The following is a 22,730-nucleotide window of genomic DNA, read 5'->3' on the forward strand; positions in this document are numbered from 1 at the left end:
CGCGCCATGGAACCCCTGAGACCCGTCGATATTGCGAAAGCGCTTGCAGCCGGGGCCACCGAGGCCGATTTGGCCGAGTATAACCGATTGATCGCCGAACGTTTCACGACCAATCCCTATCTCGCGACTTCTCCGGAGGATGAGGCGAGGGCGACGGAGCGGGAAAAGCGGATCGGCGATCTACACCAATTGCTCTTTAGTGCGGTTCCCCTCCGGCAGGCCGAAGCACCGGTTATAACCGGGGAACCGCCTCACCAGGGCCTGGCGTTTCGCCTGTTCAACTTGGTACGCGAGCGCCTGGCAGGCCGGACGACGCAGGTTTGAGTGCTATTCCGGCCGGCCGCGCACTTCGTTCTGAGTACCGATCGAGTTTCATGTTTCCCGCTCGGCGAGGAGAGCGAGAGGGCGCCGCGGCGCCTCGCCGATCAGGAGGATGCCCACGAAGCCGCCGAGCACGGCGATCATCATGTACCAGCCGGGCACGACCGGCTTCCGGTCAGTCAATCAGCTGCTTGACCGCGAACTGCGTCGTGCCTCCGAAGATCGCGATGGCGAGGGCGTAAATGACTCCCAAGGTCCCGGCGCGAATGCGCAGATCGGCACGTTGCCGATCGTCCTCGCCGCGATCTGCCTGCGTGCCAAGGTCATCCCGCTTCCCTTACCCGACCGAGGCTGTCATGTCCGTTGCGTCGGCGCAATGGTTCCCGCACGTTCGCCGGATCGAAGAGGGAGACGCAGATGCACAGCTCGATTCTTGCGCCCGTCGTGGCGCTCGTCGCGTGGACGCTCGTCATGATGCTGTGGCTCTACGCAGTCCGCTTCCCGGCGATGCGGCGAAAGGGCATCAGCCTCAAGGGCCGGGTCGGGAGCAAGGGCGGCGACCTCGACGGAATGGTCGAGCCGGAGGTCCAGTGGAAGGCGCACAATTACAACCATCTGCTGGAGCAGCCGACCTTGTTCTACGCGATCTGCATCACTCTGGCGCTGATCGGCGGCGGCGGGATCTGGATCAACGTCTGGCTCGCCTGGGCCTATGTCGGCCTTCGCATCCTCCACAGCCTGGTGCAGGCGACGACCAACGTCGTCCGCTGGCGCTTCCTGCTGTTCGCCGCGGCCTCGCTTTGCCTGCTCGGACTGACCGTCCACGCCGGGGCGATGCTCCTGCACGGCCATCTCGCCCACTAGCGCGAGAAGCAGGCCGCGAGCTCGACGTGGACCGACCAGCGGAACTGGCCGACCGGTTGGACCCAGTCGAGCCGGTAGCCGCCCTCGATCAGCGCCCTGGCGTCGCGGGCGAAGGTGGCCGGGTTGCACGAGACATAGGCGATCCGCGGCACCGATGAGGCGGCGAGCGCGTCGACCTGCTCGCGCGCGCCGGCGCGCGGCGGATCGAGCACGACCGCCTCGAATCGATTGAGCTCGGCGGCGTCGAGCGGGCGGCGATAGAGGTCGCGGTGATCGACGAAGACGCCCCTGCCCGAGCCCTTGAGCGCGGCGGCCGCGTCGCGCGCGCCTTCCGCCGCGTAGACCTTGGCATTCAGCGCCAGCGCGAAGGTGCCGAGACCGGCGAAGAGATCGGCGACTATGCCTGCACCGCCGGCGGCTTCGCGCACCGCGGCGACCAGCGCGGCCTCTCCCTCGGCGGTGGCCTGGAGGAAGGCGCCGTGCGGAAGGGCGACGGGAACGCCGGAGAGGCTGATCGTCACCGGCTGCGCCTCCCAGAGGGTCTGCGCACCGTAGCCGTCGTCGAGCGCGAGGCGGGCGAGGCCGTTCTCCTGCGCGAAGGCGATCATCGCCTCGGTCGCCTCGAGCCCCTCTACGGTGACTCCTTCAAGCAGCAGGTCGACGCCCTGGTCGGCCAGGGTCATGGTCGCGGCCGCCCTGCCGCGGATCAGTCGGCGGAGCGGGGCGACGAGGGCGAACAATTCGGGGCGCACGACGTGGCATTCGCGCATGTCTATGATTCGGTGGCTGGCCTCGGCGTTGAAGCCGACCAGCCCTGCGGCCGCCTTCAGCGATGCGCGGCGGCGGGTGCGCGGCGGCGAAAGGTGAGGCGCGCGCAGATCGGGAATGCCTAGGCCCTGGGCGGCCAGCGCCGCGGCGATTCGGTCATTCAGGTAATTCGCATAGGCCGCGTCGTCGACATGCTGGAGCTGGCAGCCGCCGCATTCGGGGAAGTGGCGGCAGGGCGGATCCTGCCGGTGCGGGCCGGGCACCACCGCGGCGCCCTCGATCCGGTCGCCCGGCGCGGTCATCGGCACGAACCGGCCGCTTTGGGTCACTCCGTCGCCGCGCGCGGCGAGGGCGACGATGGTTTCCCCCTCGCTCACAGGCAGCTGATGAGATCGTCGGCGATCATCTTCGGACCGGCCCGCCGCGCCGCCTCGGCATGGCGCCATACGCCGGCGCAGGCGGCCTCGAACGGCTCCTTCCCCGCGGCGCGCTCGGCGGCGATGATGCCGGCAAGGACGTCGCCGGAGCCGGCTGTCCCGAGCCAGGGAGGCGCTGTGCCGTGGATGGCGGCCCGCCCGTCCGGCGCGGCGACGACGGTGTCCGGACCTTTGTAAGCGATGACCGCGCCGCTTTGCGCCGCGGAGGCGCGGGCGCGGTCCACCTTGCTTCCTTCCAGCGCGCCGAACAGCTTCTGGAACTCGCCGTCATGGGGGGTGAGGATCGCGCCTTCGATTCGCTCGGGTCCGCCGTCGGCGAGCATGGCGAGCGCTCCGGCGTCGAGCACCAAGGGATGCCCCGAGGCCAAAGCGGCGTCGAGCAGTTCCCGCCCGCTCCTGAGGCCCGGCCCGAGAAGCAGAGCCCCGATCCTCTTATCGTCGAGCCGGTCAAGCGGGTCGCCGGGCATCTGGATCACCGCGGCCGGCACGCCCGGCACGAATTCGCGGGCCTGGAGGCGGACCACGCCGGCGCCGGACCGCATCGCCGCCGAGGCCGCGAGCGCGCTCGCGCCGGGCATGTCGCCGGCGATGATCGTGACGAGGCCGCGCGTATATTTATGGCTGTCCGGCCCGGGCACCGCCGCGATCGGCCGCGGGATCTCGGCGAGGCGGCTCTCGGCGCTGATACCGATGTCGGCGACGACGATCCGGCCCATGTGGCGCGCGGCGGGCTGGAGCAGATGCGCGGGCTTCAGCGTCTGGAACGTGACGGTGAGATCGCAGTCCGGAACGGGCGAGAGGATGGCGCCGTCGTCGCTCGAGACACCGCTGGGCAGGTCGACCGCCACGCGAACGCGGGCGGGCAGCGCGCACAGGCGGCGCGATACCTGATCGTCGAGTGGGCGCGTGAGGCCGGTGCCGAACAGCGAGTCAATCAGGAGCGCCGCCGGTTCCGCCTCGTCGAAAGCCTCGACCGGCCCGCCCCAGCGTGCCCGGGCCGAGCCGGCGGCCGCCGTCCCGGGCTCGCCGAGCGCCGCGACGCGCACCGCCATTCCGCGCGCGGCGAGCTCGCGGGCGATGACATAGCCGTCCCCGCCATTGTTGCCCGGGCCGCACAGGACGAGCGCTGGAAGCGGCCCGGCAAAGCGCCAGATTGCCTCCGCCGCGGCTTTGCCCGCGCGGTCCATGAGCTGTTCCACGCTGGCACCCGCCGAGACTGCCGCCGCTTCGGCCGCGCGCATTTCGGCGGCGGTGAGGATCGTTCGTCCGGTCAACGCCCGCGGACCCGCGCCGGGAGGCGGAAACGGTCGCCGCCTATGGCCACTTCGATGCGGCCGTCGTCGAGCAGGGTGACCACCGCCTGCTCCGCCCCGTCCGCAGCGCCCACGCCCGTTCCGTCCGTCGCGACCCTGAGCCGGCGAAAGCCGCCGTCCGGCTTGCGGACGGTCAGCAGCGGCCCCTCGGCCTCGACGATGCAATTGTGCTCGAACGCGGTCGAACCCTCGACCTGACAGTCGATCCGGTCGTCCGCAACGGACACCGCGCTTCCCTGCGGCGCCGGCCCGCAGGAAGCGAGAAAAAGGGCAAGCAGAGCCAAACGCATGGCACCCCCTATCATCTCGGTGGCATGGCTTCGACCCGCAACCGGACGCATCGCGGCGCGGCGTTCACGGTGAAAGCGTGAACGGGCGCCCTTGCAAGGCTCAGGAAACGTAGCGGGCAGTCGTCTTCGCGGCCACTTCCTCAGCCGCAACGTCGGGGGCCAGCTCAATGAGCTTGAACGGGCTCTGGTGATCGGGCCGCTGGAACACGGCCAGATCGGTGACGATCATGTCGACCACGTTCTTGCCGGTCAGCGGCAGCGTGCAGGCGGGGATGAACTTGGGATCGCCGTTCTTGGACGTGTGCTCCATCACGACGATGATCTTCTTGACGCCGGCGACCAAGTCCATCGCGCCGCCCATGCCCTTGATCATCTTGCCGGGGATCATCCAGTTGGCGATGTCGCCATTCTCGGCCACCTCCATCGCTCCGAGCACGGTGAGATCGATATGGCCGCCGCGGATCATCGCGAAGCTGTCCGAGCTGGAGAAATAGCTCGACGAGGGCAGCTCGCTGATCGTCTGCTTGCCGGCGTTGATCAGGTCGGGGTCTACCTCGTCGTCATAAGGGAACGGGCCGATGCCGAGCATCCCGTTCTCGCTCTGCAGAGTCACCTCCATGCCCGGCGGGATGTTGTTGGCGACGAGCGTCGGGATGCCGATGCCGAGATTGACGTAATAGCCGTCGCGCAGCTCCTTCGCGGCGCGGGCGGCCATCTGGTTGCGGTCCCAGGGCATCAGTTGTTTCCTCGTTCGGGGGCGGGCCAGCGGCGATCCGCGGGGAAGACGTCGTCGATTCCGCCGCGAAGGCCCGAGCCGTAGACGGGGTTCGGGAGGATGAACCAGCCGTTACCCCAGAGCCAGGCGAACGGCTCCGTGATCGCGGCGCGGCGGCGCTCCGGGACGGGCAGGTCGCGCGCGTTGAACAGGTCGGAGAAGTCGCCGAGCTGGTCGCCGGCCATGGCGATCACGCAATAACGCTCGGAGATCGCCGTGCGGCGCGGGTCCTTGGCCGAGCCCGCCGCCACGTCGCCCTGAAGCCAGAGCGTCCGGCCATGCTCCACGGGGCCGAGGCCGGCGCCGTCTATCGTGGCGGTATTCTGGGCGGCGAAGCGCGACAGGCGGTTGGAGTTGAAGATCACCGTGACGCGGGCGCGGCGGATGGCGTTGAGGGCGCTCACCGCCCCGGGTGTGGGAAGCACGGCGTTCGCGCCGGTCTCCTCCCAGCGGTTCCAGCGCTCCTGGTCGTAGGTCCGGCCGGGATGGATGGCGTCGTCATATTCGTAGCCGAGATTCTGAAGCGCCGTCTCGTCCACGTCGAGCACGACCGCGAGCGGCCGCCGCCCGCAAGGCAGGAAGCGCGGCGCGGCAAGCGTCGATCCCGGGGCGAGCACCACGCTCTGGCGCGGACGGTGCCGGGCGGCCGCCACGACGTAATTGCGGAACGCGTGATAGGCCTGAATCCCGCTCGCCCCGCCCTCGCCCGAGCCGTAGAGCCATTGCATGCCGGCCGGCGGCGTGGCGGGACGCGGAGTCTGGGCGGAAGCGGCGGCGGCGAAAAGAGCCACACCAAGTCCCAAAACCGTTCGTCCCAAGCGAAGTCGAGGGACCCCGCCGACCGAAGCCGAGGCCCTTGATCTCGGCTTCGCTCGATAGGGTGTCTCGACTTCGCTCGACACGAACGGATCTCGTGAAACCTTGGCCCGCCCCCTCATGCCGCGTCCTTCTCCCGCACGGTGCGAAACTCGATTCTCTTGTCGTAGGGCGCGCCGAGGATCATGCGCTTGATATAGATGCTCGGCACGTGGACGCAGTCGGGATCGAGGCTGCCGACGGGCACGATCTCCTCGACCTCGGCGACGCAGACCTTGCCCGCCGTGGCCATCGGCTGGTTGAAGTTGCGCGCGGTCTTGCGGAAGACGAGGTTGCCGCTCTCGTCGGCCTTCCAGCCCTTGACGATCGAAAGGTCGGCGCGGATACCGCGCTCCAGGATGTAATCCTGGCCGTCGAAATTCTTCACCTCCTTGCCCTCGGCGACGACGGTGCCGACGCCGGTTTTGGTGTAGAAACCCGGAATGCCGGCCCCGCCCGCGCGGCAGCGCTCGGCGAGGGTCCCTTGCGGACAGAATTCGATGTCCAGCTCGCCCGCCAGATATTGCCGCTCGAACTCCTTGTTCTCGCCGACATAAGACGAGATCATCTTCTTCACCTGGCGCGTGCGAAGCAGCTTGCCGAGCCCCTCATTGTCGATCCCGGCATTGTTCGAGGCGATCGTGAGATCCTTGACGCCCGATGCCTGGATCGCGTCGATCAGCCGCTCGGGGATGCCGCACAGGCCGAAGCCGCCGGCGCAGATCGTCATTCCGTCGAGCAGCAGCCCTTCGAGCGCGGCTGCGGCGTCGGGGTAGATTTTCTTCATCGGCAGGCTCCCTCGTCCTAAGCCGCGATAGTCACCCCGCGCCACCGAGGTCAACCGCGACGGCCAGGCCTTAACCGCCGCGAAAGTGCGTGCCGCTATGGAGGGGCTTTCACCCGACAGGGGAATGCCCTTTGCTCCACGTACCCATCCGGCAGGCGCCCGCGCTCGCCACGCCGTTCCGGATCAATCCCGAGCTCGATCTCGGCGCGATCCGGCGCGCCTACGATGAAGATGGCCGCGTCCGGATCTACAATCTGCTCGTCGATGGCGCGGCCCAGCTGCACGATCATTTGAGCGATCGGCCGGATTGGATCTACCTCATCAACAACGGCGCCGACGTCCTCGAGATCGATCCCGCCGAGCGCGCGCGGATCGGCAAGAGGCGCTGGGCCGCGATCGAGGCGGAGGCGCACCTGCGCGTGCGCGAAGCCTTCCAATATCGCTACCAGGCGCTGCGCGTGCCGACGGCGGAGGAGATGGCTTCCCTGGACGACCCGCTGACCGATTTCGCCCGCTTCATGCAGAGCGGCGAAATGCTCGAATTCCTGCGCGCGGCGACCGGCCACGACGCTCTGAGCTTCACCGACGGCCAGGCCACCGCCTATGGCCCCGGCGACTTCCTCACCGGCCATGACGACGATGTCGAAGGCAAGGACCGGCTGGCCGCCTACGTGTTCGGGCTGACGCCCTATTGGCGGCTCGAATATGGCGGGCTGCTGCTGTTCCACGGCGAGCACGACCGCACCGCGGCGGGCAACGTGCCGCGCTTCAACACGCTGGATCTGTTCTCGGTGCCGCGCCAGCACAGCGTGTCGATCGTCACCCCCGCAGCGCCGCATCGCCGAATGGCGGTAACCGGCTGGCTGCGCAGCGGTTCGCGCTAACCGATTAACCCGCTGACGCGCTCCTGTCCCCCCTTGGGACGGGCCGTTTTTCGCTGTTGTCGCAGCGATCTGAGCCTGTCAGGCACCCCATCACACCAGCCGGGGAAGGCTGATGGGACCAGGGGCCACGGCCCGCCAACAGGAGACATCGAATGCGCGATCTTCACGCTTTTGAGCTTTCGCAGGTCAGCGGCGCCGGCTGCTCGCCCTGCCCGCCGACCACGACCAAGAACAACAACGGCTACGGCAACGGCGCCGAGTCCGGCCCGCCCCCGGGCAATTCGGGCGCGCACAATCCCCAGCTGACCACCTCGAATTCGGGGCCGAAGGGTCCCCGTTAAGGCTCCACGGGCCAAAGTGGAGAGCCCCGGGTCCGCTTGGCCCCGGGGCTTTTTGCTGCCTAGCCTTTGAGCTTCGCCAGCACGCCCTGGAGCTGCATGGCGTTGGACATGTCGCCCTCGACCTTGAGCTTGCCCTGCATGAAGGCGGTCATGCCGTCGAGCTTTCCGCTGGCGAGATCCTCCCAATCGCTCCAGGCGACCTTCAGCGTCGTGTCCGCGTCGCCGTCTTCCTCGGTCACCGCGCTGGCATTGCCGTCGAGCATGACGACGCCCTGATCGCCGAAGTCGAGCTTGACGCGCTTGCCGGGGACGAAAGCCTGGGCCTCGTTGAGGCGGGCGGCCATCTCGCTCTTGGTCATGTTCTCTGCTCTCCGTTGGACGATCGCCACTCCCTGACTTTCGCCGCCGCGCCCGTCAAGCCGCCTCCTTCCCTCCCCGCTTCAAGCCCGCTAGTCGGGCGGGCATGGACGCCGCCGAAGCCATCCACGAAAAGTTCGTCGCCAGGCTGAGCAGCGGACGGCTGCCGCGGCGGATGAGCGACATCCAGCCGGACGAGGTCGGCCTGTCGCGCGAGGCGATGGTCGAGCTGTTCTACAGTCAGGTCGCGAGCCGCCAGATGGATCGCCTCTCGCGCCGGCTGCAGGCGCGGGGCGAGGGCTTCTACACGATCGGCAGTTCGGGCCACGAAAACAACGCGGCGGTCGCCGAGGCGCTTCGCCTGGGCGACATCGCCTTCCTCCACTACCGCTCCAATGCCTTCCAGCTCCACCGCTCCAAGCAACTTCCGGGGCAGACGCCCTGCTGGGACATGCTGCTGTCCTTCGCCGCCTCGGCCGAGGACCCGATCTCCGGCGGCCGGCACAAGGTGATCGGCTCCAGGCCGCTCAACATCCCGCCACAGACGAGCACCATCGCCTCGCATTTGCCGAAGGCGGTGGGCGCGGCGTTCAGCATCGGCATCGCCCGAACCCTGAAGCTCGACGACGCTCCCCTTGCCCGCGATTCGATCGTGCTCGCCAGCTTCGGCGACGCCTCGGCCAACCATTCGACGGCACAGGGCGCGTTCAACACGGCCGCCTGGGCCGCCTATCAGGGCACGCCGATGCCGCTCGTCTTCCTCTGCGAGGATAATGGCATCGGCATCTCGACCCGCACGCCGCGCGGTTGGATCGCGGCCTCGTTTCAGGACCGCGAGGCGCTCAAATACATCCACTGCACCGGTCTCGACATGGTGGACGCCTGGCGCGGCGCTCGGGAAGCGACGCGCTATGCGCGGACCGAGCGGAAGCCCGTCTTCCTGCACATGGATTGCGTGCGGCTCTACGGCCATGCCGGATCCGACATGCAGAGCGCCTACCTGTCCAAGGCGCAGATCGAGGCCGACGAAGAGCGCGATCCGCTCGTCTACAGCGCCGCTTTGCTGGTCGAGCAGGGCATCCTCTCGGAAGCCGACATCCTGGAAATCTATAACGAAACCGAGACCACGCTGGCCCGGATCGGCGAGCAGGCGATCACGCGCCCGAAGCTGACCAGCAGCAAGGCGGTGATGGAAAGCCTGATCCCGCCGAAGCGGGATCTGCCGGCGGCGAACACGCCCTCGCCCGAAGACCGCCAGGCGCTGTTCGCGCGCGACTTGGGGATGATGGACAAGCCGCAGCACATGGCGCGGCTGCTGTCCTGGGCGCTGGCCGATCTCATGCTCGCGCACAGGAACGTTATCGTCGCCGGCGAGGATGTCGGGCCCAAGGGCGGAGTCTACAACGTGACCGCCAAGCTGCACGAGCGCTTCGGCCCGGCGCGGGTGATCAACACCCTGCTCGACGAGCAGAGCATCCTCGGCCTCGGCATCGGCGCGGCGCATAACGGCCTTCTGCCGATCGTCGAGATCCAGTTCCTCGCCTATGTCCACAATGCCGAGGATCAGCTGCGCGGCGAGGCGGCGACTCTCAGCTTCTTCTCCAGCGGCCAGTACACCAACCCGATGATCGTCCGCATCGCCGGGCTAGGCTACCAGAAGGGCTTCGGCGGCCATTTCCACAACGACAACAGCCTCGCCGTCTTCCGCGACATCCCGGGGCTGATCCTCGCCTGCCCCAGCAACGGCGCCGACGCCGTCGAGATGCTTCGCGAGTGCGCGCGACTCGCGCTCGAGGATCAGCGCGTGATCGTCTTTTTGGAGCCGATCGCGCTCTACATGACCCGCGACCTGCACGAAGAAGGCGACGGCCTGTGGACCGCGCCTTATGCCGCGCCCGGCGAGGCCAAGCCGGTCCGGTTCGGCGATCTCGGAGTCCATGGCACCGGCACCGACCTCGCCATCGTCACCTACGGCAACGGCTATTACCTTTCCCGCCAGGCGGAGAAGATCCTCGCCGAGCAGCACAAGCTGAAGCTTCGGGTCATCGACCTGCGCTGGCTGGCGCCGCTGAACGAGGACGGCCTGATCGAGGCGACGGAGGGCTGCGAGCGCGTGCTGATCGTCGACGAATGCCGGAGGACCGGCTCGCAGAGCGAGGCGCTGATGGCCCTGTTCGCCGAGCGCGCGCCCGGAACTCCCTGCGCCCGGATCACCGCCGAGGACAGCTTCATCCCGCTCGGCCGCGCGGCGACCCTGACCCTGCCGAGCCGCGATTCGATCGTCGCCGCGGCGCTGGAGCTGGTCCGTGGCTGAGAAACTCTCCGCGCTCGTCGTCTGCCCCGGCCGGGGAACCTACGGCAAGGCCGAGCTCCGCTATCTGAAGCGCTTCCACGGCGACAAGGCCGGCCTGATCGAAGCCTTCGACGCCCTTCGCGCCAAACGGGGGCAGCCGACCATCTCCGAGCTCGACGGCGCCGAGCGCTTCAGCCCCGCTTTGCACACGCGCGGCGACATCGCCTCGCCGCTGATCTTCTCCGCTTCCTATGCCGACTTTTTAAGCATCGACCGCGAGCGTTTCGCCGTCGCCGCGGTGACCGGCAATTCGATGGGCTGGTACACGGCGCTCGCCGTCGGCGGCGCGGCGAGCGCGGAGCGCGGCTTCGCGATCGTCGACGCGATGGGCGAGAACAGCCAGGCCGGCGAGCCCGGCGGCCAGGTACTGCTGACCCTGGTCGGTGAGGACTGGCGCCCGCTGCCCGGCCTTCGCGAGCAGGTGCTTGCCCTCGTCGAGCGCGTGGACGGCCTCTACGTCTCGATCGAGCTCGGCGGAATGATGGTCCTCGCCGGCACCGAGAAGGCGCTAGAGACCCTGCTCGCCGAGGCCCCGCCAACTCCGGCGCGCGACCCGCTTCGGCTGGTCAATCACGGCCCCTTCCACACGCCGCTGATGAAAGGCTCGTCCGAGCGAGCGCTCGATCTCCCCGCGGAATGGATCGGCGGGCCCGGCGTGCCGATGATCGACGGCCGCGGCCATATCTGGCGTCCCCACGCCAGCAACGCGGAAGCGCTTCGGCGCTACACCTTCGCCGACCAGATCCTGGAGCCCTATGATTTCACCCGCGCGATTCAGGTGGCGGTGAAGGAATATGCGCCCGACCGGATCATCCTGCTCGGCCCCGGCGACACGCTGGGCGGAGCGATCGCCCAGGCGCTGATCGCCATCGAATGGCGCGGGATGCGTTCGAAGGCCGAGTTTCAGGAAGCGCAGGCTTCAGGGGCACCGGTCCTTCTCGCCATGGGGCGGGAAGACCAGCGGGCGCTGGTGACGGCGGAGCGAAGGTCCGAACTCAATTAGCGGAAGCCCTGCCCCGCCAAACTAACCGAGTCATCCCGGCGCAGGCCGGGACCCATGAACGCCGATGATGGAGGACTAGCGACGCCGCCGGAGCCGGATCTCGCCGTCAGAGTTCATGGGTCCCGGCCTGCGCCGGGATGACTCTGAAGTGCCGAGCCAATCCGTGGATGTGAGACTCGGCTGAGTGCGTGCGCCTACCCCCGCTCGCCCGCCCGGCGGACTCGGGCGGTGAGCCGGATCGGCCTTTGCTGGCAATGATCGGTGACCGTCGCCGAGCAGGGCGGCGCCTCGGTCGTCGAAGCGATCGCGCCCGCGCCCGAGGGAGCGGGAGCAGCGGCCGGAGCCATGGCAACCGCCGGCGAGTCGATCCGGTTGGCGGCGAGGTTCTGCCGGGTGCGGACTCCGCGCTCGTAGAGCTGGATGCAATGGTCGGTGACGGTGCGCGAGCAGGCCGGATAAGCCATGTCGGAGTGCGCCGGGGCGGTCGCGACGGGTGGGCTTGCGCTGACCAGACCCAGCCCTGCAATTGCGCCGAAAAGAATACGCTCCTTCATTGGCCGACTCCTGTCTCGCGTGTGGCGATGAAGGTTAACCATAATGGGTTTCGCCCTAAAGACCAAATGGATAGCTCTCGTCCCAACCTTCCTCCCCGATCAGCGGCACGAAGCGGACCGCGCCGAGATCCTCGCTTCGGTAGCTGTCCTCGCTTGTGCGGGTGACCTTGACCAGGCTCTGCACCGCATTCGGCTCTCCGACCGGCATGACCAAAGTGCCCCCGACGCCGAGCTGCCGCTTCAGCGCCGCCGGCACATGCGATCCGCTGGCGGCGGCGAGGATCGCGTCGAACGGCGCGTCCTCCGGTTGACCCGCCGAGCCATCGCCCTCGACGATCCGGACGTTGCCGTAGCCGAGCCGCCCCATCCGCTCCGCCGCGAGGCGGGCGAGCTCGGCGTGCCGCTCGACGGCGATCACCTCGCCCGCGATCCGGCCCATCACCGCCGCCGCGTAGCCGGAGCCGGCCCCGATCTCGAGCACCTTATCCCCCGGCGCGATCTCGGCCGCGTCGATCATCAGAGCGACGATATAGGGCTGGGAGATAGTCTGATCGGCCTCGATCGGCAGCGGCGTATCGGCGTGCGCCAGATGGGCGAGGTGCTCGGGCACGAAAGCCTCGCGCGGCACCTCGCGCATCGCTCCAAGCAGGCGCGGATCGGCAAGTCCGCGGCCCTCGATCTGGCGGCGGACCATCTCCTCGCGCGCGGCCGCGAAGTCTGGCATGCAGCGCTAAATGGTTGAAGCCGGAGCGCGTTCCCGATGTCTCATTCGAAGCGGATCGTCGGCCTGTACGAGGACCATGCCGCCGCCTGGGACCGCCAGCGCCCCCGCGATCTGCACGAGGCGGCCTGGCTCGAGCGCTTCGCCGCCTTCCTTCCGGCCGGCGGCAGCGTGCTCGACATCGGCTGCGGCATGGGCGAGCCGGTCGCCCGCTGGTTCATCGAGCGGGGCTACCGGATCACCGGCACCGATTCCGCGCCCTCGCTGATCGCCCTCGCCGAAAGCCGTTTCCCCGAGATGGAATGGCTCGTCGGAGACATGCGCGGGCTGGACCTCGGCCGGGCGTTCGACGGCATCCTCGCCTGGCACAGCTTCTTCCACCTCGCCCATGACGACCAGCGGGGGATGTTTCCCATCTTCGCCGCCCATTCGGCTCCCGGCGCGCCCTTGATGTTCACCAGCGGAACCAGCCATGGCGAGGCGATCGGCGAGTGGATGGGCGAGCCGCTCTATCATGGCAGCCTCGCGCCCGAGGAATATCGAGCGCTGCTCGCCGCGAACGGCTTCGGCGTCGCCGCCCACAAGGCGAGCGATCCCGACTGCGGCGGCTCGACGGTGTGGCTCGCGATAAAGGAATGAAAAGCCGCGGCCGGATCGACCGGCCGCGGCAAATTAGTCGTCGTGATCGCGGAGGGGTCAGCTGGGCTGGCCCGAGCCGCCTTTCTCGAAATCGTCGCTGTCTTCGCCTTGCTGGCGGGTCTTGTCGAACTGGCCCTGCTCCTGCTGGCCGCCGAAGCCGCCTTCGCCCTTCTGGCTGCCCTGGCCGCTTTCGCTCTTCTGACCGAATTCCTGGCCGCCCTGCTGGGCCTGGTCCTTGCCGGCGCCGGCGAGCTCGTCCTGCTTGCCCTGGCCGAATTCCTGCGAGCCCTGCTCGCCTTTCTCCCCCTGCTGCTTGTCGAACTGCCCGAAAGCCGGCTTCTCGCCCTGCTGGTCGGATTGCTGACCCTGATCCTTGTTGAACTCGCCCATGAGGAGACCCTTCACGACTGCCGGCGTCGGCGGCACCACGCCGCCGCTCGCCCGGGAAAGATAACTCAAATCAGTAACCTGCGGTTCCGGCGGCTGGGCGCTCAAATCAATCCTGCGAGCGGTTCGGACGGTATGAAATAATGTTGCGCAAACTCAATAAAGGAATATGGTATTTTGTTGTCCTTTCAGGTGGCAGGGGGAACTATGGGCAACTCGCCTGAATACGGCGCAAATTTGCGCAATATCGTGCTCGGCCTGTTCATTACCGCGACTTGCGGCGCCTGCACCCATTTGCAGACCAATCCGACGGGAGACGTTCCTTCCGTCGCTGGAGGGGCCGCCTCGACGGCGGGCGCTCAGCGTGGTCTTTCTTATGCGCTGCCCATGGTGCAATACCATTTGAAGATCTCCCGCTCGCTCGATTCCTGCCCGGACGACCGCCCCCCCACCTTCGCGACCAAGGTGGAAGCCAGCGAGCGTTATGTCGCGGGCGAACGGTTCGAGGTCGACTATCAGGTTATGTCGTCGATCTTGAAGACAACAAATTTTGAGATGACGTGGCATGAATCGGGGACGATCAGGACGGTCAATGCCCGGGCGCAAGACCAAACCGGTACCGTGCTCACCAATCTTGCAAGGATCGGTCTTTCGGTCGCCTCCGCCGCGGGGGGCGTACCCATCGCCCCGGCTGCCTTCAATGACCTCACGGCGTCGACCTATTCGAACCTGAACATCCATCGCCCTGCCGAAGGCCCCGTTCCGATCGTGACCCTTCGTTGTTCGGCCGCGGCCCGCGCCGACCTCGCTGAACTCAAGCAGAAGACTGACGCGGTAACGGCACTGACCCCCGTCATCGCCGGGCTGAACGCCGACGTCGTTCGGCTCAGCGCGCTCGCTTCGCTGGAGGTGATGCTGCCGGCGGACCAGGCCGAGCTCAGCGCCCAGGTTCATACGCTCATGCTCAAGGAGCAGGAGCTGAGGACGCTGGTCGATCAAATCGCAACCCTGCAAGCGCGGCTCAGTGCGAGTGACGAGGTGGATTGGCCCGTCCAGCCGAGCGGACCCGGTGCGCACAGCGCAACGATCGGCCCGGACCAGGCGAGTCTTCGCAGACTAATGACGTTGCTCGAGATTTACGTGGACGGGCAACGGATGGACCCGCAACCGGCGGACCTGCTGCCAATGTCCGTGATTTGCCGCGGAATTGGGGAGCCGGTGCCGGCCTCCCGCTGTCTCAGCGACCTTGCTGCGCTCAGCTTGGGCATTGTTCCCTCGGTTTCGCAGGATTCCCATCCGGCGCGGACAGCCGATGAAAGGTTGAATTCCTCGGTGATCCCGCCTTCGGACCGCCGCTGGGCTCGGGGGATATTCATTCGTGAACCGATCGACGGGCGGCTGATTGTCTGTGCTGCGCCCGAGGTGGTGGCCGGCCAGGAGTGCACAAACGGCACACGCCCCGTTCTGCGCGACGAACCGCTTATCGCGCCCCAATTGGGTCGGCTGCGGCTATTGCCTTTCCGAAGCAGGGCATTCGAGAACAATGAGCTAAAGCTTTCGATGCGCGCCAACGGCTTCGTCGAGCAGTTCAGCTATGGGGAGGAAAGCTCCGCCGCAGCGGCAACAGGCACCGCGGCCGATATTGCCGAGCGGTATCAGGTCGCGCAGGAGGCCAGGGAGACCGAACGCCGGAGCGACATCCAATATGCGCGGGATACGCAAACCTACTTGCGCAATGAAGCGGCCGCAAGCCGGGCGGAGCAGCTGGCCCAACTCACCAACCAACGCGACCTTCTCATCGCCCAAAGGGATCTGCTCACGACGCAAACCGGAGTGCCGGATCAAGCCGGTATCGCTCAGCTCGCCGCGGAAAAGGCGCGCATCGATGGCGAGGTGGCCCTGGTTCAGTCGCAAATCGCGCGATTGCGGGCAGCCACTGAATTGGCGGGCGCGCAAGCGGCGCGCTCGCCCTGATCCTCAAATGAGACCCGCCAGCGGGCTCGAAGGATCCGCGTAGCGGCGCCGGCCCATTCGCCCGGCGAGGTAGGCGAGGCGCCCGCTCTCGACCGCGAGCCTCATCGCGCGGGCCATCAGAACGGGGTCCTTCGCCTCGGCGATCGCGGTGTTCATCAGCACGCCGTCGCAGCCCAATTCCATCGCCACGCTCGCGTCCGACGCGGTGCCGACACCCGCGTCGACCAGCACCGGCACGCCCGCGCCTTCGACGATCAGCCTTATCGTCACCCGGTTCTGGATTCCGAGCCCGGAGCCGATCGGAGCGCCCAGCGGCATGATCGCCACCGCGCCGGACTCTTCGAGCTGCTTCGCGGCGATCGGATCGTCGACGCAATAGACCATCGGCTTGAAGCCCTCCTTCACCAGGGTCTCCGTGGCCTTCAGCGTCTCGCGCATATCGGGATAGAGAGTCTTGGCCTCGCCCAGCACCTCGAGCTTGACCAGCTCCCACCCGCCCGCCTCGCGCGCCAGCCGGAGCGTCCGGATCGCCTCCTCGGCGGTGAAGCAGCCGGCGGTGTTGGGGAGGTAGGTGATCGTCTTCGGGTCGATATAATCGGTCAGCAGCGGCTGGCCCGGATCGGAGATGTTGACCCGCCGCACCGCGACGGTGACGATCTCCGCCCCCGAGGCCGCGACCGCCGCCGCGTTCTGCTCGAAGCTCTTATACTTGCCGGTGCCGACGATCAGCCGCGAGGAGAAGGTCTTGCCGGCCACGGTCCATGTGTCCGCCTGGGCTGGAATCACGCTGCGGGTGTCCGTTCCTTGTTGGGTGGGTGCCGCCGATATAGGCGCGAACGCCCCCGGAGAAACCCCGACTTTCGCAAAGCCTCCGGCGGCCTTACAAATCGGGCATGATCCTGCGACTCCTGATCCTGGTCTCGGCCGCCTTCCTCCTTCCCGCGCAGGCTTGCGCTCAGGAGCCCGATATCGTCGTCCAGGGCGACGCCGCGCGCGCCGAGATCGAGCGAGTCCTCAACGCCGACAATCTCGACACCACCCGACTGAGCGCCCGAGACGTCGTCGACATCATAACGGGAATCCCGCGCGGCCGGGCGCCCGAGGATTTCTGGAACGCCTACCAGCTCCACGTCCGCGCCTGGAGCCGCCTGGCCGACGCGGTCGAGCGCGCCCAGAGTGCGCAGGGCGAATCGACTCTTGGCGAAGGTATGGAGGAGGTCGAGGCCGCCGAGGGGGCGATCGAGACGACGTTCGACGAGGTGGAGCGGATCGCCACCCGCTACGGCGCCCGCCTTCCGCCGCCCCCCGTCGACACCAATTCGATCGCCTGATCAGCTTGGATTAACCATTCACCGCTCATCCTCAGTAGGGACTGAGCCTGGCGAAGGCCCGTATCGAAGGACCATCCTTCGATACGCCGTTTCGACAGGCTCAACGGCTACTCAGGATGAGCGGGTGTGGGTATCTCCTACCCGCCCCCGACGAACGTCACGATCTCGAAATCGTCGCCGTCCTCGACTCGCACCTGCGAGAGCGCCGATCGGGGCACGATCTCGAGATTGCGCTCGACCGCGACCTTGGCCGGCTCGAGGCCGAGCTCGAGCGCGAGATCGGCAACGCTGATCCCCGCCGCCACGCGCCGGTGCGCGCCGTTGACCCTGATCGAAACCGTCTCGTCCATCCGCCTTCCTTTGCGCTTGCGCGGCGGGCGTCATATAGGCGCTGGCCATGGCGGCGCTACCGGTCATCTACGTTCTCAACGGCCCCAACCTCAACCTGCTGGGCCTTCGCGAGCCCGAGATCTACGGCTCGGACACGCTCGACGACATCGCCGACAGGCTGCAGGACAAGGCGAAGGCGCTGGGCCTCGCCATCGACATGCGCCAGTCGAACCATGAGGGCCACCTGATCGACTGGCTTCACGAGGCGAACGCCACGAGCGCCAAGGCCGTGCTGCTCAACGCCGGCGGCTACAGCCATAGCTCGGTCGCGCTTCACGACGCGGTCAGGGCGATCGCCGTGCCGGTGATCGAAGTGCACCTTTCCAATCCGCAGGCGCGCGAGGGCTTTCGCCGCCACTCGCTGGTCGCCTCCGCGGCCAAGGGGACGATCGCCGGTTTCGGCGCGCTCGGCTACGAGCTTGCTCTGGACGCGGCCGCCCGTCTCTGACAGGGAACGCCCACCCAATGGGGATTGGGCATGCGTAGAGGGGTAATATGAGCGACAAGGACAGCGCCGACGAGCCGATGCGGGTCGATACGGACCTGGTCAGGAAGCTCGCCGAGATGCTCGACGAGAACGACCTCAGCGAGATCGAGGTCGAGGACAACGGCCGCCGGATCGTGGTCAAGCGCAAGCTTTCGGGCGCGCCCGCCGCCTACGCGCCGCCTCCGCCGCCCGCCGCGAGCGCCGCCCCGCCTCCTCCCGCCGCCCCGGATCAGCCGCCCGCCGCGCATCCCGGCGCGGTCAAGTCCCCGATGGTCGGCACCGTCTACCTCTCCGCCGAGCCCGGCGCCGCGCCGTTCATGAGCATCGGCGCGAGCGTGAAGGAGGGTGACACCTTGCTCATCATCGAGGCGATGAAGGTGATGAATCCGATCGCCGCCCCGCGCTCCGGCGTGGTCAAGCAGATCCTCGTCCAGGACGCCCAGCCGGTGGAATATGAGCAGCCGCTGGCGATCATCGAATGAAGCGCGGCCTCCCCGTCATCCATCCGGGTCGGACGAAGTAAGATGCCGATCGAGAAGGTCCTGATCGCCAACCGCGGCGAGATCGCGCTTCGAATCCACCGCGCCTGCCACGAAATGGGGATCAAGACGGTCGCAGTCCATTCGACCGCGGACACCGAGGCGATGCACGTCCGCCTCGCCGACGAGGCGATCTGTATCGGCCCGCCACCGGCCAGCGAATCCTATCTCAACATCCCGGCGATCATCTCCGCGGCCGAGATCAGCCATGCCGACGCGATCCACCCCGGCTACGGGTTCCTGAGCGAGAATGCCCGCTTCGCCGAGATCGTCGAGAGCCACAACATCATCTGGATCGGCCCCAAGCCCGAGCATATCCGGACGATGGGCGACAAGATCGAGGCCAAGATCACCGCGGCCAAGCTCGGCCTGCCGCTGGTGCCGGGCTCCGCCGGGCCGGTCGAGACCCTCGCCGAAGCGAAGAAGGTGGCCGAGGGCACCGGCTATCCCCTGATCGTCAAGGCCGCCTCGGGCGGGGGCGGCCGCGGAATGAAGGTGGTCAATTCGCCAGACCAGCTCGAAACGCAGATCAGCCAGGCGCGCTCCGAGGCGAAGAGCGCCTTCGGCGACGACACCGTCTATATCGAAAAATATCTCGGCGACCCGCGCCACATCGAGTTCCAGGTGTTCGGCGACGGCAAGGGCAATGCCATCCACCTGGGCGAGCGCGACTGCTCGCTCCAGCGCCGCCACCAGAAGGTTCTGGAGGAAGCGCCCTCGCCGGTCGTCACTCCGGAGGAGCGCGACCGGATGGGCGGCATCGTCAGCAAGGCGATGGCCGACATGGGCTATCGCGGCGCCGGCACGATCGAGTTCCTCTGGGAGAATGGGGAATTCTACTTCATCGAGATGAACACCCGCCTCCAGGTCGAGCATCCGGTGACCGAGGCGATCACCGGCCTCGATCTCGTCCGCGAGCAGATCCGGATCGCGGGCGGCCACCCGCTGACGCTTCGCCAGCAGGACGTCCAGTTCCGCGGCCACGCCATCGAATGCCGGATCAACGCCGAGGACCCCAGGACCTTCGCCCCCTCGCCCGGCACGGTGAAGCAATATCACGCGCCGGGCGGAATGAACGTCCGCGTCGATAGCGGCCTCTACGCCGGCTACAAGGTGCCGCCTTATTACGACAGCATGATCGCCAAGCTGATCGTCTACGGCACCACCAGGGCGGGCGCGATGCGCCGCCTGCGCCGAAGCCTCGAGGAGTTCGTGATCGAGGGGATGAAGACCACGATCCCGCTTCACCAGAAGCTGCTCGACGATCCCGAATTCCAGGCCGGAGACTATACGATCAAGTGGCTGGAAGAGTGGCTGGCGCGCGACGGAAGCTGACCCGCCGCCGCCTCCTTTACCCCCTCCCCCGCCAGCCCTATGAAGCCATAGGGGATTGGGGAGGCATTCATGCTCATCACTTTGATCGTTCTCGGAGTCGTCGTCGTCCTGCTCATCTGGGGCGTTGCGATCTACAACCGGCTGGTGCGGCTTCGCGCCCTGGTCAAAGAGGGCTTCAGCGGGATCACGGTGCAGCTGCGCCGCCGCGCCGACCTCATCCCCAACCTCGTCGCCACCGTTCAGGGCTATGCCACCCACGAGCGCGAGACCCTGACCCAGGTGATCGAGCATCGCGGCGACGCGGTTGCGGCCAAGGGGGTCGCGGCGACCGCCCAGGCCGACACCGCCTTCTCGGCGATGCTGGGGCGGCTGATGGCCGTCGCCGAGGCCTATCCCGACCTCAAGGCCGACGACAATTTCCGACAGCTTCAGGACGAGCTCAGCGAGATCGAGGACAATCTGCAGAGCGCCCGGCGCTACTACAACGCCACCGTCCGCGACCTGAACACGCGGGTCCAGTCCTTCCCCGACGTGATCTTCGCCCGGCCGCTCGGCTTCACCGAAGAGGAATTCTACACCGACACCGACGCCTCGATCCAGAACGCGCCGGTGGTGAGCTTCGACGCCGCGAAGGCCTGAGCCGGTGACCGCCTCACGGCCGTTCGCCGCGCTGCTGGTGGTCGCGCTGGCCTTCCTCGCGCCGGCTTCCGCGCCCGCCAAGCCGACCGGGGGCAAGGATCCGTTCGTCGCGGCCAGCCAGGGTGGCGAGCGGATCGTCTCCTACCGAAGCGACATCGACCTCGCGCGCGATTCCTCGCTCCACGTTACCGAGACGATCCGGGTCAACGCCGAGGGCGGCGACATCCGTCACGGCATCTACCGCGATTTCCCCACCCGCTACGAGCGGGACGGACGCACGGTCCGAGTCGGCTTCACCGTCGAGAGCGTCGAGCGCGACGGCCAGGCCGAGCCTTGGTCGCGCGAATCGATCAGCAACGGCGTGCGCGTGAAGATCGGCGACGCCGACGTCGACGTGCCCCCCGGCGAGCACGTCTACACGATCCGCTACACCACGACGCGGCAGCTCAACTTCTCCAACCCCGCCTTCGACGAGCTCTACTGGAACGTGACCGGCAACGGCTGGGTCTTCCCGATCGATTCGGCGGAAGTCCGGGTTCACCTGCCCCAACCGGTCGAGTTCGGGGAGACGAACCTCTACACCGGCCCACAGGGATCGACCGACCACAACGCCGAGCTGGTTTCGAGCGAGGCCGACGCCATCGTCCTGCGCACCACCCGGCCGCTGGGGCCCTATGAGGGCTTCACCGTCTCGGTCACCTGGCCGAAGGGCGTGATTTCGGCCCCGCCGCCGCCTTCCGCTTTCTCGCAATGGATGCAGGATTACGGCCCGCTCGCCGCCGGCCTGCTCGCCCTGGCGGCGCTGGCCGGATTCTATTTCTACGCCTGGCTTCGGGCCGGGCGCGGTCCGATCCCCGGAACGGTCGTGCCGCTGTTCTCGCCGCCCGAGGGGATGAGCGCGGCGGCGGTCCGCTACGTTCGGCGGATGCGCTTCGACAATCGCTGCTACGCCGCCGCCATCGTCGACAGCGGGGTCCACGGCAAGATCCGCCTGGTGGAGAGCGAGGGCGGCTTTTTCGGCGGCAAGAAGACCCGCATCGAAAAGACCGCCGAGCCCGACGACATGGCCCCGCCCGAGCGCGCGATGCTTGGCGCGCTGTTCGTCTGGAGCGAAAGCGTCGAGATGGACAAGAAGAACCATGCCGTGTTCGGCAAGGCGAAGAGCGGCCTCCAGGAGGGCCTCGCCGAGGCCTATAAGGGCAAACTCTTCCTGACCAATCTCGGCTGGGCCTGGGCGGGGCTGTGGCTGATGCTGGCGGCGATGATGCTGGTCGGCGGGATGCTGATCTCCGCCGATCCCTTCGCCGATCCCGGCGACGGCGCGGTCGCCTGGCTCGGCCTCGGCCTGTTCCTCGTCGCGCTCGGCCTCGCGCCTCGGGCCAGGCGCAGCGGCGCCGGGGGCTGGATCGCCCTCGTCGTCTCCATCCTCGCCGGCCTGGCCGGGCTGTTCTTGCTGGTCGGGATGCTGGCCATAGCCTCGGGCGCCGGGCTGGTGCTGCCGATCCTCTCGCCGCTGCTCGCCTTGCCGCTCGTGATTTCCGCCTTCTGGTGGATGGCGGCGCCGACCAGGGAGGGCCGCTCGACCATGGACTCGATCGCCGGCTTTCAGAAATATCTCTCGGTCACCGAGGAAAACCGGCTCGAAGTGCTCCACCCGCCGGAGAAGACGCCCGAGCTGTTCGAACGCTATTTGCCTTATGCGATCGCGCTCGGAGTCGAGAACAGGTGGGCGGCGCGCTTCGCCGCCGTTCTCGCTGCGGCCGCCGCCGATCCGAACCGGTCCGGCCATACGGGCATGGGCTGGTACGTCGGCAGCCAGTCTCCCTGGGCCGACCCGGGCCGCTTCGCCGGCGCGGTGGGCGGCGCCCTGGCCAGCAGCGTCGCATCGGCGGCGACCGCGCCGGGATCGAGCAGCGGCTCGGGCGGCGGCGGCTTTTCGGGCGGCGGCGGCGGCGGTGGCGGGGGCGGGGGCTGGTAGGCTATAGGCCCGCCGCGAACGCCGCCGACGCATGAAAGGGACCTCGGGTGAAAGCCACCATCTATCACAACCCGATGTGCGGAACGTCGCGCAAGACTCTGGAAATCCTGCAGGACTCCGGCACCGACCTGAACGTCGTCGAATATCTGAAAACCCCGCCCTCGGCCGCCGAGCTGGCCAGGCTCTACGAGCGCGCCGGCATCGCCCCGCGGGAGGGGCTGCGGATGAAGGAGGCCGAGGCTCAGGCGCTCGTCGAGCGCGGCGCGAGCGACGATGAAATCCTCGAAGCGATGGTCCGCAACCCGATCCTGATCGAGCGGCCCTTGGTCGAGACCGGCAAGGGCGCGCGCCTGTGCCGGCCGCAAGACAGGGTCCGCGAAATCCTGTAGGGTCGCCGCCGCGGGAGAA

General features: G+C 67.8%; 27 protein-coding genes. 15 read left to right on the plus strand and 12 right to left on the minus strand.

Annotated elements, in window-relative coordinates; translation table 11 throughout:
- The first annotated feature begins 6 nt into the window (after window positions 1-6).
- Together E6G92_06625 and E6G92_06630 are read left to right on the plus strand one after the other, a co-directional pair.
- Window positions 7-324 carry a hypothetical protein gene (locus tag E6G92_06625; protein ID TMJ19447.1) on the plus strand — a complete coding sequence of 106 codons (318 nt, stop codon included), beginning with the start codon at window positions 7-9 and terminating at the stop codon, window positions 322-324.
- Window positions 325-738: 414 nt separating this feature from the next.
- Window positions 739-1,185, plus strand: coding sequence for an MAPEG family protein (locus E6G92_06630; GenBank protein ID TMJ19448.1), 447 nt, complete (start codon window positions 739-741; stop codon window positions 1,183-1,185).
- Here E6G92_06630 and E6G92_06635 read toward each other — a convergent pair.
- From E6G92_06635 to E6G92_06660, 6 genes are all read right to left on the minus strand, one after another.
- The gene (locus E6G92_06635) at window positions 1,182-2,399 is read right to left on the minus strand and encodes a class I SAM-dependent RNA methyltransferase (GenBank protein ID TMJ19449.1); all 1,218 of its coding nucleotides are present in this window, start codon (window positions 2,397-2,399) and stop codon (window positions 1,182-1,184) included. The two genes, E6G92_06630 and E6G92_06635, sit on opposite strands and share 4 nt — an antisense overlap.
- Complete coding sequence (locus tag E6G92_06640; protein TMJ19450.1) at window positions 2,327-3,664, minus strand: NAD(P)H-hydrate dehydratase; 1,338 nt, start codon at window positions 3,662-3,664, stop codon at window positions 2,327-2,329. Before E6G92_06640 ends, E6G92_06635 begins: the two co-directional genes overlap by 73 nt.
- On the minus strand, window positions 3,661-4,008 hold the full coding sequence (locus E6G92_06645; protein TMJ19451.1) for a hypothetical protein: 348 nt from the start codon (window positions 4,006-4,008) through the stop codon (window positions 3,661-3,663). The genes E6G92_06640 and E6G92_06645 overlap by 4 nt, the downstream gene beginning before the upstream one ends.
- A gap of 85 nt (window positions 4,009-4,093) precedes the next feature.
- On the minus strand, window positions 4,094-4,729 hold the full coding sequence (locus E6G92_06650) for a 3-oxoacid CoA-transferase subunit B (GenBank protein ID TMJ19452.1): 636 nt from the start codon (window positions 4,727-4,729) through the stop codon (window positions 4,094-4,096).
- The gene (locus E6G92_06655; protein ID TMJ19453.1) at window positions 4,729-5,706 is read right to left on the minus strand and encodes an acid phosphatase; all 978 of its coding nucleotides are present in this window, start codon (window positions 5,704-5,706) and stop codon (window positions 4,729-4,731) included. Before E6G92_06655 ends, E6G92_06650 begins: the two co-directional genes overlap by 1 nt.
- The gene (locus E6G92_06660; GenBank protein TMJ19454.1) at window positions 5,703-6,410 is read right to left on the minus strand and encodes a CoA transferase subunit A; all 708 of its coding nucleotides are present in this window, start codon (window positions 6,408-6,410) and stop codon (window positions 5,703-5,705) included. The genes E6G92_06655 and E6G92_06660 overlap by 4 nt, the downstream gene beginning before the upstream one ends.
- A gap of 146 nt (window positions 6,411-6,556) precedes the next feature.
- On the opposite strand from E6G92_06660, the gene E6G92_06665 reads away from it, so the two are divergent.
- Window positions 6,557-7,294 carry a proline hydroxylase gene (locus tag E6G92_06665; GenBank protein ID TMJ20744.1) on the plus strand — a complete coding sequence of 246 codons (738 nt, stop codon included), beginning with the start codon at window positions 6,557-6,559 and terminating at the stop codon, window positions 7,292-7,294.
- A gap of 152 nt (window positions 7,295-7,446) precedes the next feature.
- Window positions 7,447-7,635 carry a hypothetical protein gene (locus E6G92_06670; protein TMJ19455.1) on the plus strand — a complete coding sequence of 63 codons (189 nt, stop codon included), beginning with the start codon at window positions 7,447-7,449 and terminating at the stop codon, window positions 7,633-7,635.
- Window positions 7,636-7,694: 59 nt separating this feature from the next.
- On the opposite strand, the gene E6G92_06675 is transcribed toward E6G92_06670, so the two are convergent.
- Window positions 7,695-7,994 carry an SCP2 sterol-binding domain-containing protein gene (locus E6G92_06675; GenBank protein ID TMJ19456.1) on the minus strand — a complete coding sequence of 100 codons (300 nt, stop codon included), beginning with the start codon at window positions 7,992-7,994 and terminating at the stop codon, window positions 7,695-7,697.
- A 104-nt stretch (window positions 7,995-8,098) separates the two neighbouring features.
- Here E6G92_06675 and E6G92_06680 point away from each other — a divergent pair, with 104 nt between their 5' ends.
- Window positions 8,099-10,306, plus strand: coding sequence for an MFS transporter (locus E6G92_06680; protein TMJ19457.1), 2,208 nt, complete (start codon window positions 8,099-8,101; stop codon window positions 10,304-10,306).
- Complete coding sequence (locus tag E6G92_06685) at window positions 10,299-11,348, plus strand: ACP S-malonyltransferase (protein TMJ19458.1); 1,050 nt, start codon at window positions 10,299-10,301, stop codon at window positions 11,346-11,348. Before E6G92_06680 ends, E6G92_06685 begins: the two co-directional genes overlap by 8 nt.
- Before the next feature lie 194 nt (window positions 11,349-11,542).
- On the opposite strand, the gene E6G92_06690 is transcribed toward E6G92_06685, so the two are convergent.
- Both E6G92_06690 and E6G92_06695 read right to left on the minus strand, forming a co-directional pair.
- Window positions 11,543-11,902, minus strand: a complete 360-nt coding sequence (locus E6G92_06690; protein TMJ19459.1) for a hypothetical protein — start codon at window positions 11,900-11,902, stop codon at window positions 11,543-11,545.
- A 55-nt stretch (window positions 11,903-11,957) separates the two neighbouring features.
- Entirely contained in the window at window positions 11,958-12,626 is a 669-nt protein-coding gene (locus E6G92_06695) for a protein-L-isoaspartate(D-aspartate) O-methyltransferase (protein ID TMJ19460.1), read from the minus strand.
- A 36-nt stretch (window positions 12,627-12,662) separates the two neighbouring features.
- Here E6G92_06695 and E6G92_06700 point away from each other — a divergent pair, with 36 nt between their 5' ends.
- Window positions 12,663-13,262 carry a class I SAM-dependent methyltransferase gene (locus tag E6G92_06700; protein ID TMJ19461.1) on the plus strand — a complete coding sequence of 200 codons (600 nt, stop codon included), beginning with the start codon at window positions 12,663-12,665 and terminating at the stop codon, window positions 13,260-13,262.
- A gap of 57 nt (window positions 13,263-13,319) precedes the next feature.
- Here the strand turns inward: E6G92_06700 and E6G92_06705 are convergent, their stop codons facing one another.
- Window positions 13,320-13,721, minus strand: a complete 402-nt coding sequence (locus E6G92_06705) for a hypothetical protein (protein TMJ19462.1) — start codon at window positions 13,719-13,721, stop codon at window positions 13,320-13,322.
- A 135-nt stretch (window positions 13,722-13,856) separates the two neighbouring features.
- On the opposite strand from E6G92_06705, the gene E6G92_06710 reads away from it, so the two are divergent.
- Window positions 13,857-15,623, plus strand: a complete 1,767-nt coding sequence (locus E6G92_06710) for a hypothetical protein (GenBank protein TMJ19463.1) — start codon at window positions 13,857-13,859, stop codon at window positions 15,621-15,623.
- 3 nt (window positions 15,624-15,626) lie between these two features.
- Here E6G92_06710 and E6G92_06715 read toward each other — a convergent pair whose 3' ends face one another.
- Window positions 15,627-16,409: a thiazole synthase gene (locus E6G92_06715; protein TMJ19464.1), complete on the minus strand. Its 783-nt coding sequence runs from the start codon at window positions 16,407-16,409 to the stop codon at window positions 15,627-15,629.
- Window positions 16,410-16,516: 107 nt separating this feature from the next.
- Here E6G92_06715 and E6G92_06720 point away from each other — a divergent pair, with 107 nt between their 5' ends.
- Entirely contained in the window at window positions 16,517-16,954 is a 438-nt protein-coding gene (locus E6G92_06720; protein ID TMJ19465.1) for a hypothetical protein, read from the plus strand.
- 137 nt (window positions 16,955-17,091) lie between these two features.
- On the opposite strand, the gene thiS is transcribed toward E6G92_06720, so the two are convergent.
- Window positions 17,092-17,304 carry a sulfur carrier protein ThiS gene (thiS, locus tag E6G92_06725; protein ID TMJ19466.1) on the minus strand — a complete coding sequence of 71 codons (213 nt, stop codon included), beginning with the start codon at window positions 17,302-17,304 and terminating at the stop codon, window positions 17,092-17,094.
- A 47-nt stretch (window positions 17,305-17,351) separates the two neighbouring features.
- Here thiS and aroQ point away from each other — a divergent pair, with 47 nt between their 5' ends.
- The 6 genes from aroQ to arsC all read left to right on the plus strand — a co-directional run bounded on the left by aroQ (window position 17,352) and on the right by arsC (window position 22,711).
- Window positions 17,352-17,792, plus strand: coding sequence for a type II 3-dehydroquinate dehydratase (gene aroQ, locus E6G92_06730; GenBank protein TMJ19467.1), 441 nt, complete (start codon window positions 17,352-17,354; stop codon window positions 17,790-17,792).
- Between the two features lie 77 nt (window positions 17,793-17,869).
- Window positions 17,870-18,313 (plus strand): acetyl-CoA carboxylase biotin carboxyl carrier protein, encoded by a 444-nt coding sequence (accB, locus tag E6G92_06735; GenBank protein TMJ20745.1) that lies wholly within the window; start codon window positions 17,870-17,872, stop codon window positions 18,311-18,313.
- 42 nt (window positions 18,314-18,355) lie between these two features.
- On the plus strand, window positions 18,356-19,705 hold the full coding sequence (gene accC, locus E6G92_06740; GenBank protein TMJ19468.1) for an acetyl-CoA carboxylase biotin carboxylase subunit: 1,350 nt from the start codon (window positions 18,356-18,358) through the stop codon (window positions 19,703-19,705).
- A 69-nt stretch (window positions 19,706-19,774) separates the two neighbouring features.
- On the plus strand, window positions 19,775-20,344 hold the full coding sequence (locus E6G92_06745; GenBank protein ID TMJ19469.1) for a LemA family protein: 570 nt from the start codon (window positions 19,775-19,777) through the stop codon (window positions 20,342-20,344).
- Between the two features lie 4 nt (window positions 20,345-20,348).
- Window positions 20,349-22,322, plus strand: coding sequence for a DUF2207 domain-containing protein (locus E6G92_06750; protein TMJ19470.1), 1,974 nt, complete (start codon window positions 20,349-20,351; stop codon window positions 22,320-22,322).
- A gap of 47 nt (window positions 22,323-22,369) precedes the next feature.
- Window positions 22,370-22,711, plus strand: a complete 342-nt coding sequence (arsC, locus tag E6G92_06755) for an arsenate reductase (glutaredoxin) (GenBank protein ID TMJ19471.1) — start codon at window positions 22,370-22,372, stop codon at window positions 22,709-22,711.
- Window positions 22,712-22,730: the final 19 nt, after the last annotated feature.

The sequence above is a fragment of the Alphaproteobacteria bacterium genome (genome assembly GCA_005883305.1).
Taxonomy (GTDB): Bacteria; Pseudomonadota; Alphaproteobacteria; order Sphingomonadales; family Sphingomonadaceae; genus Allosphingosinicella.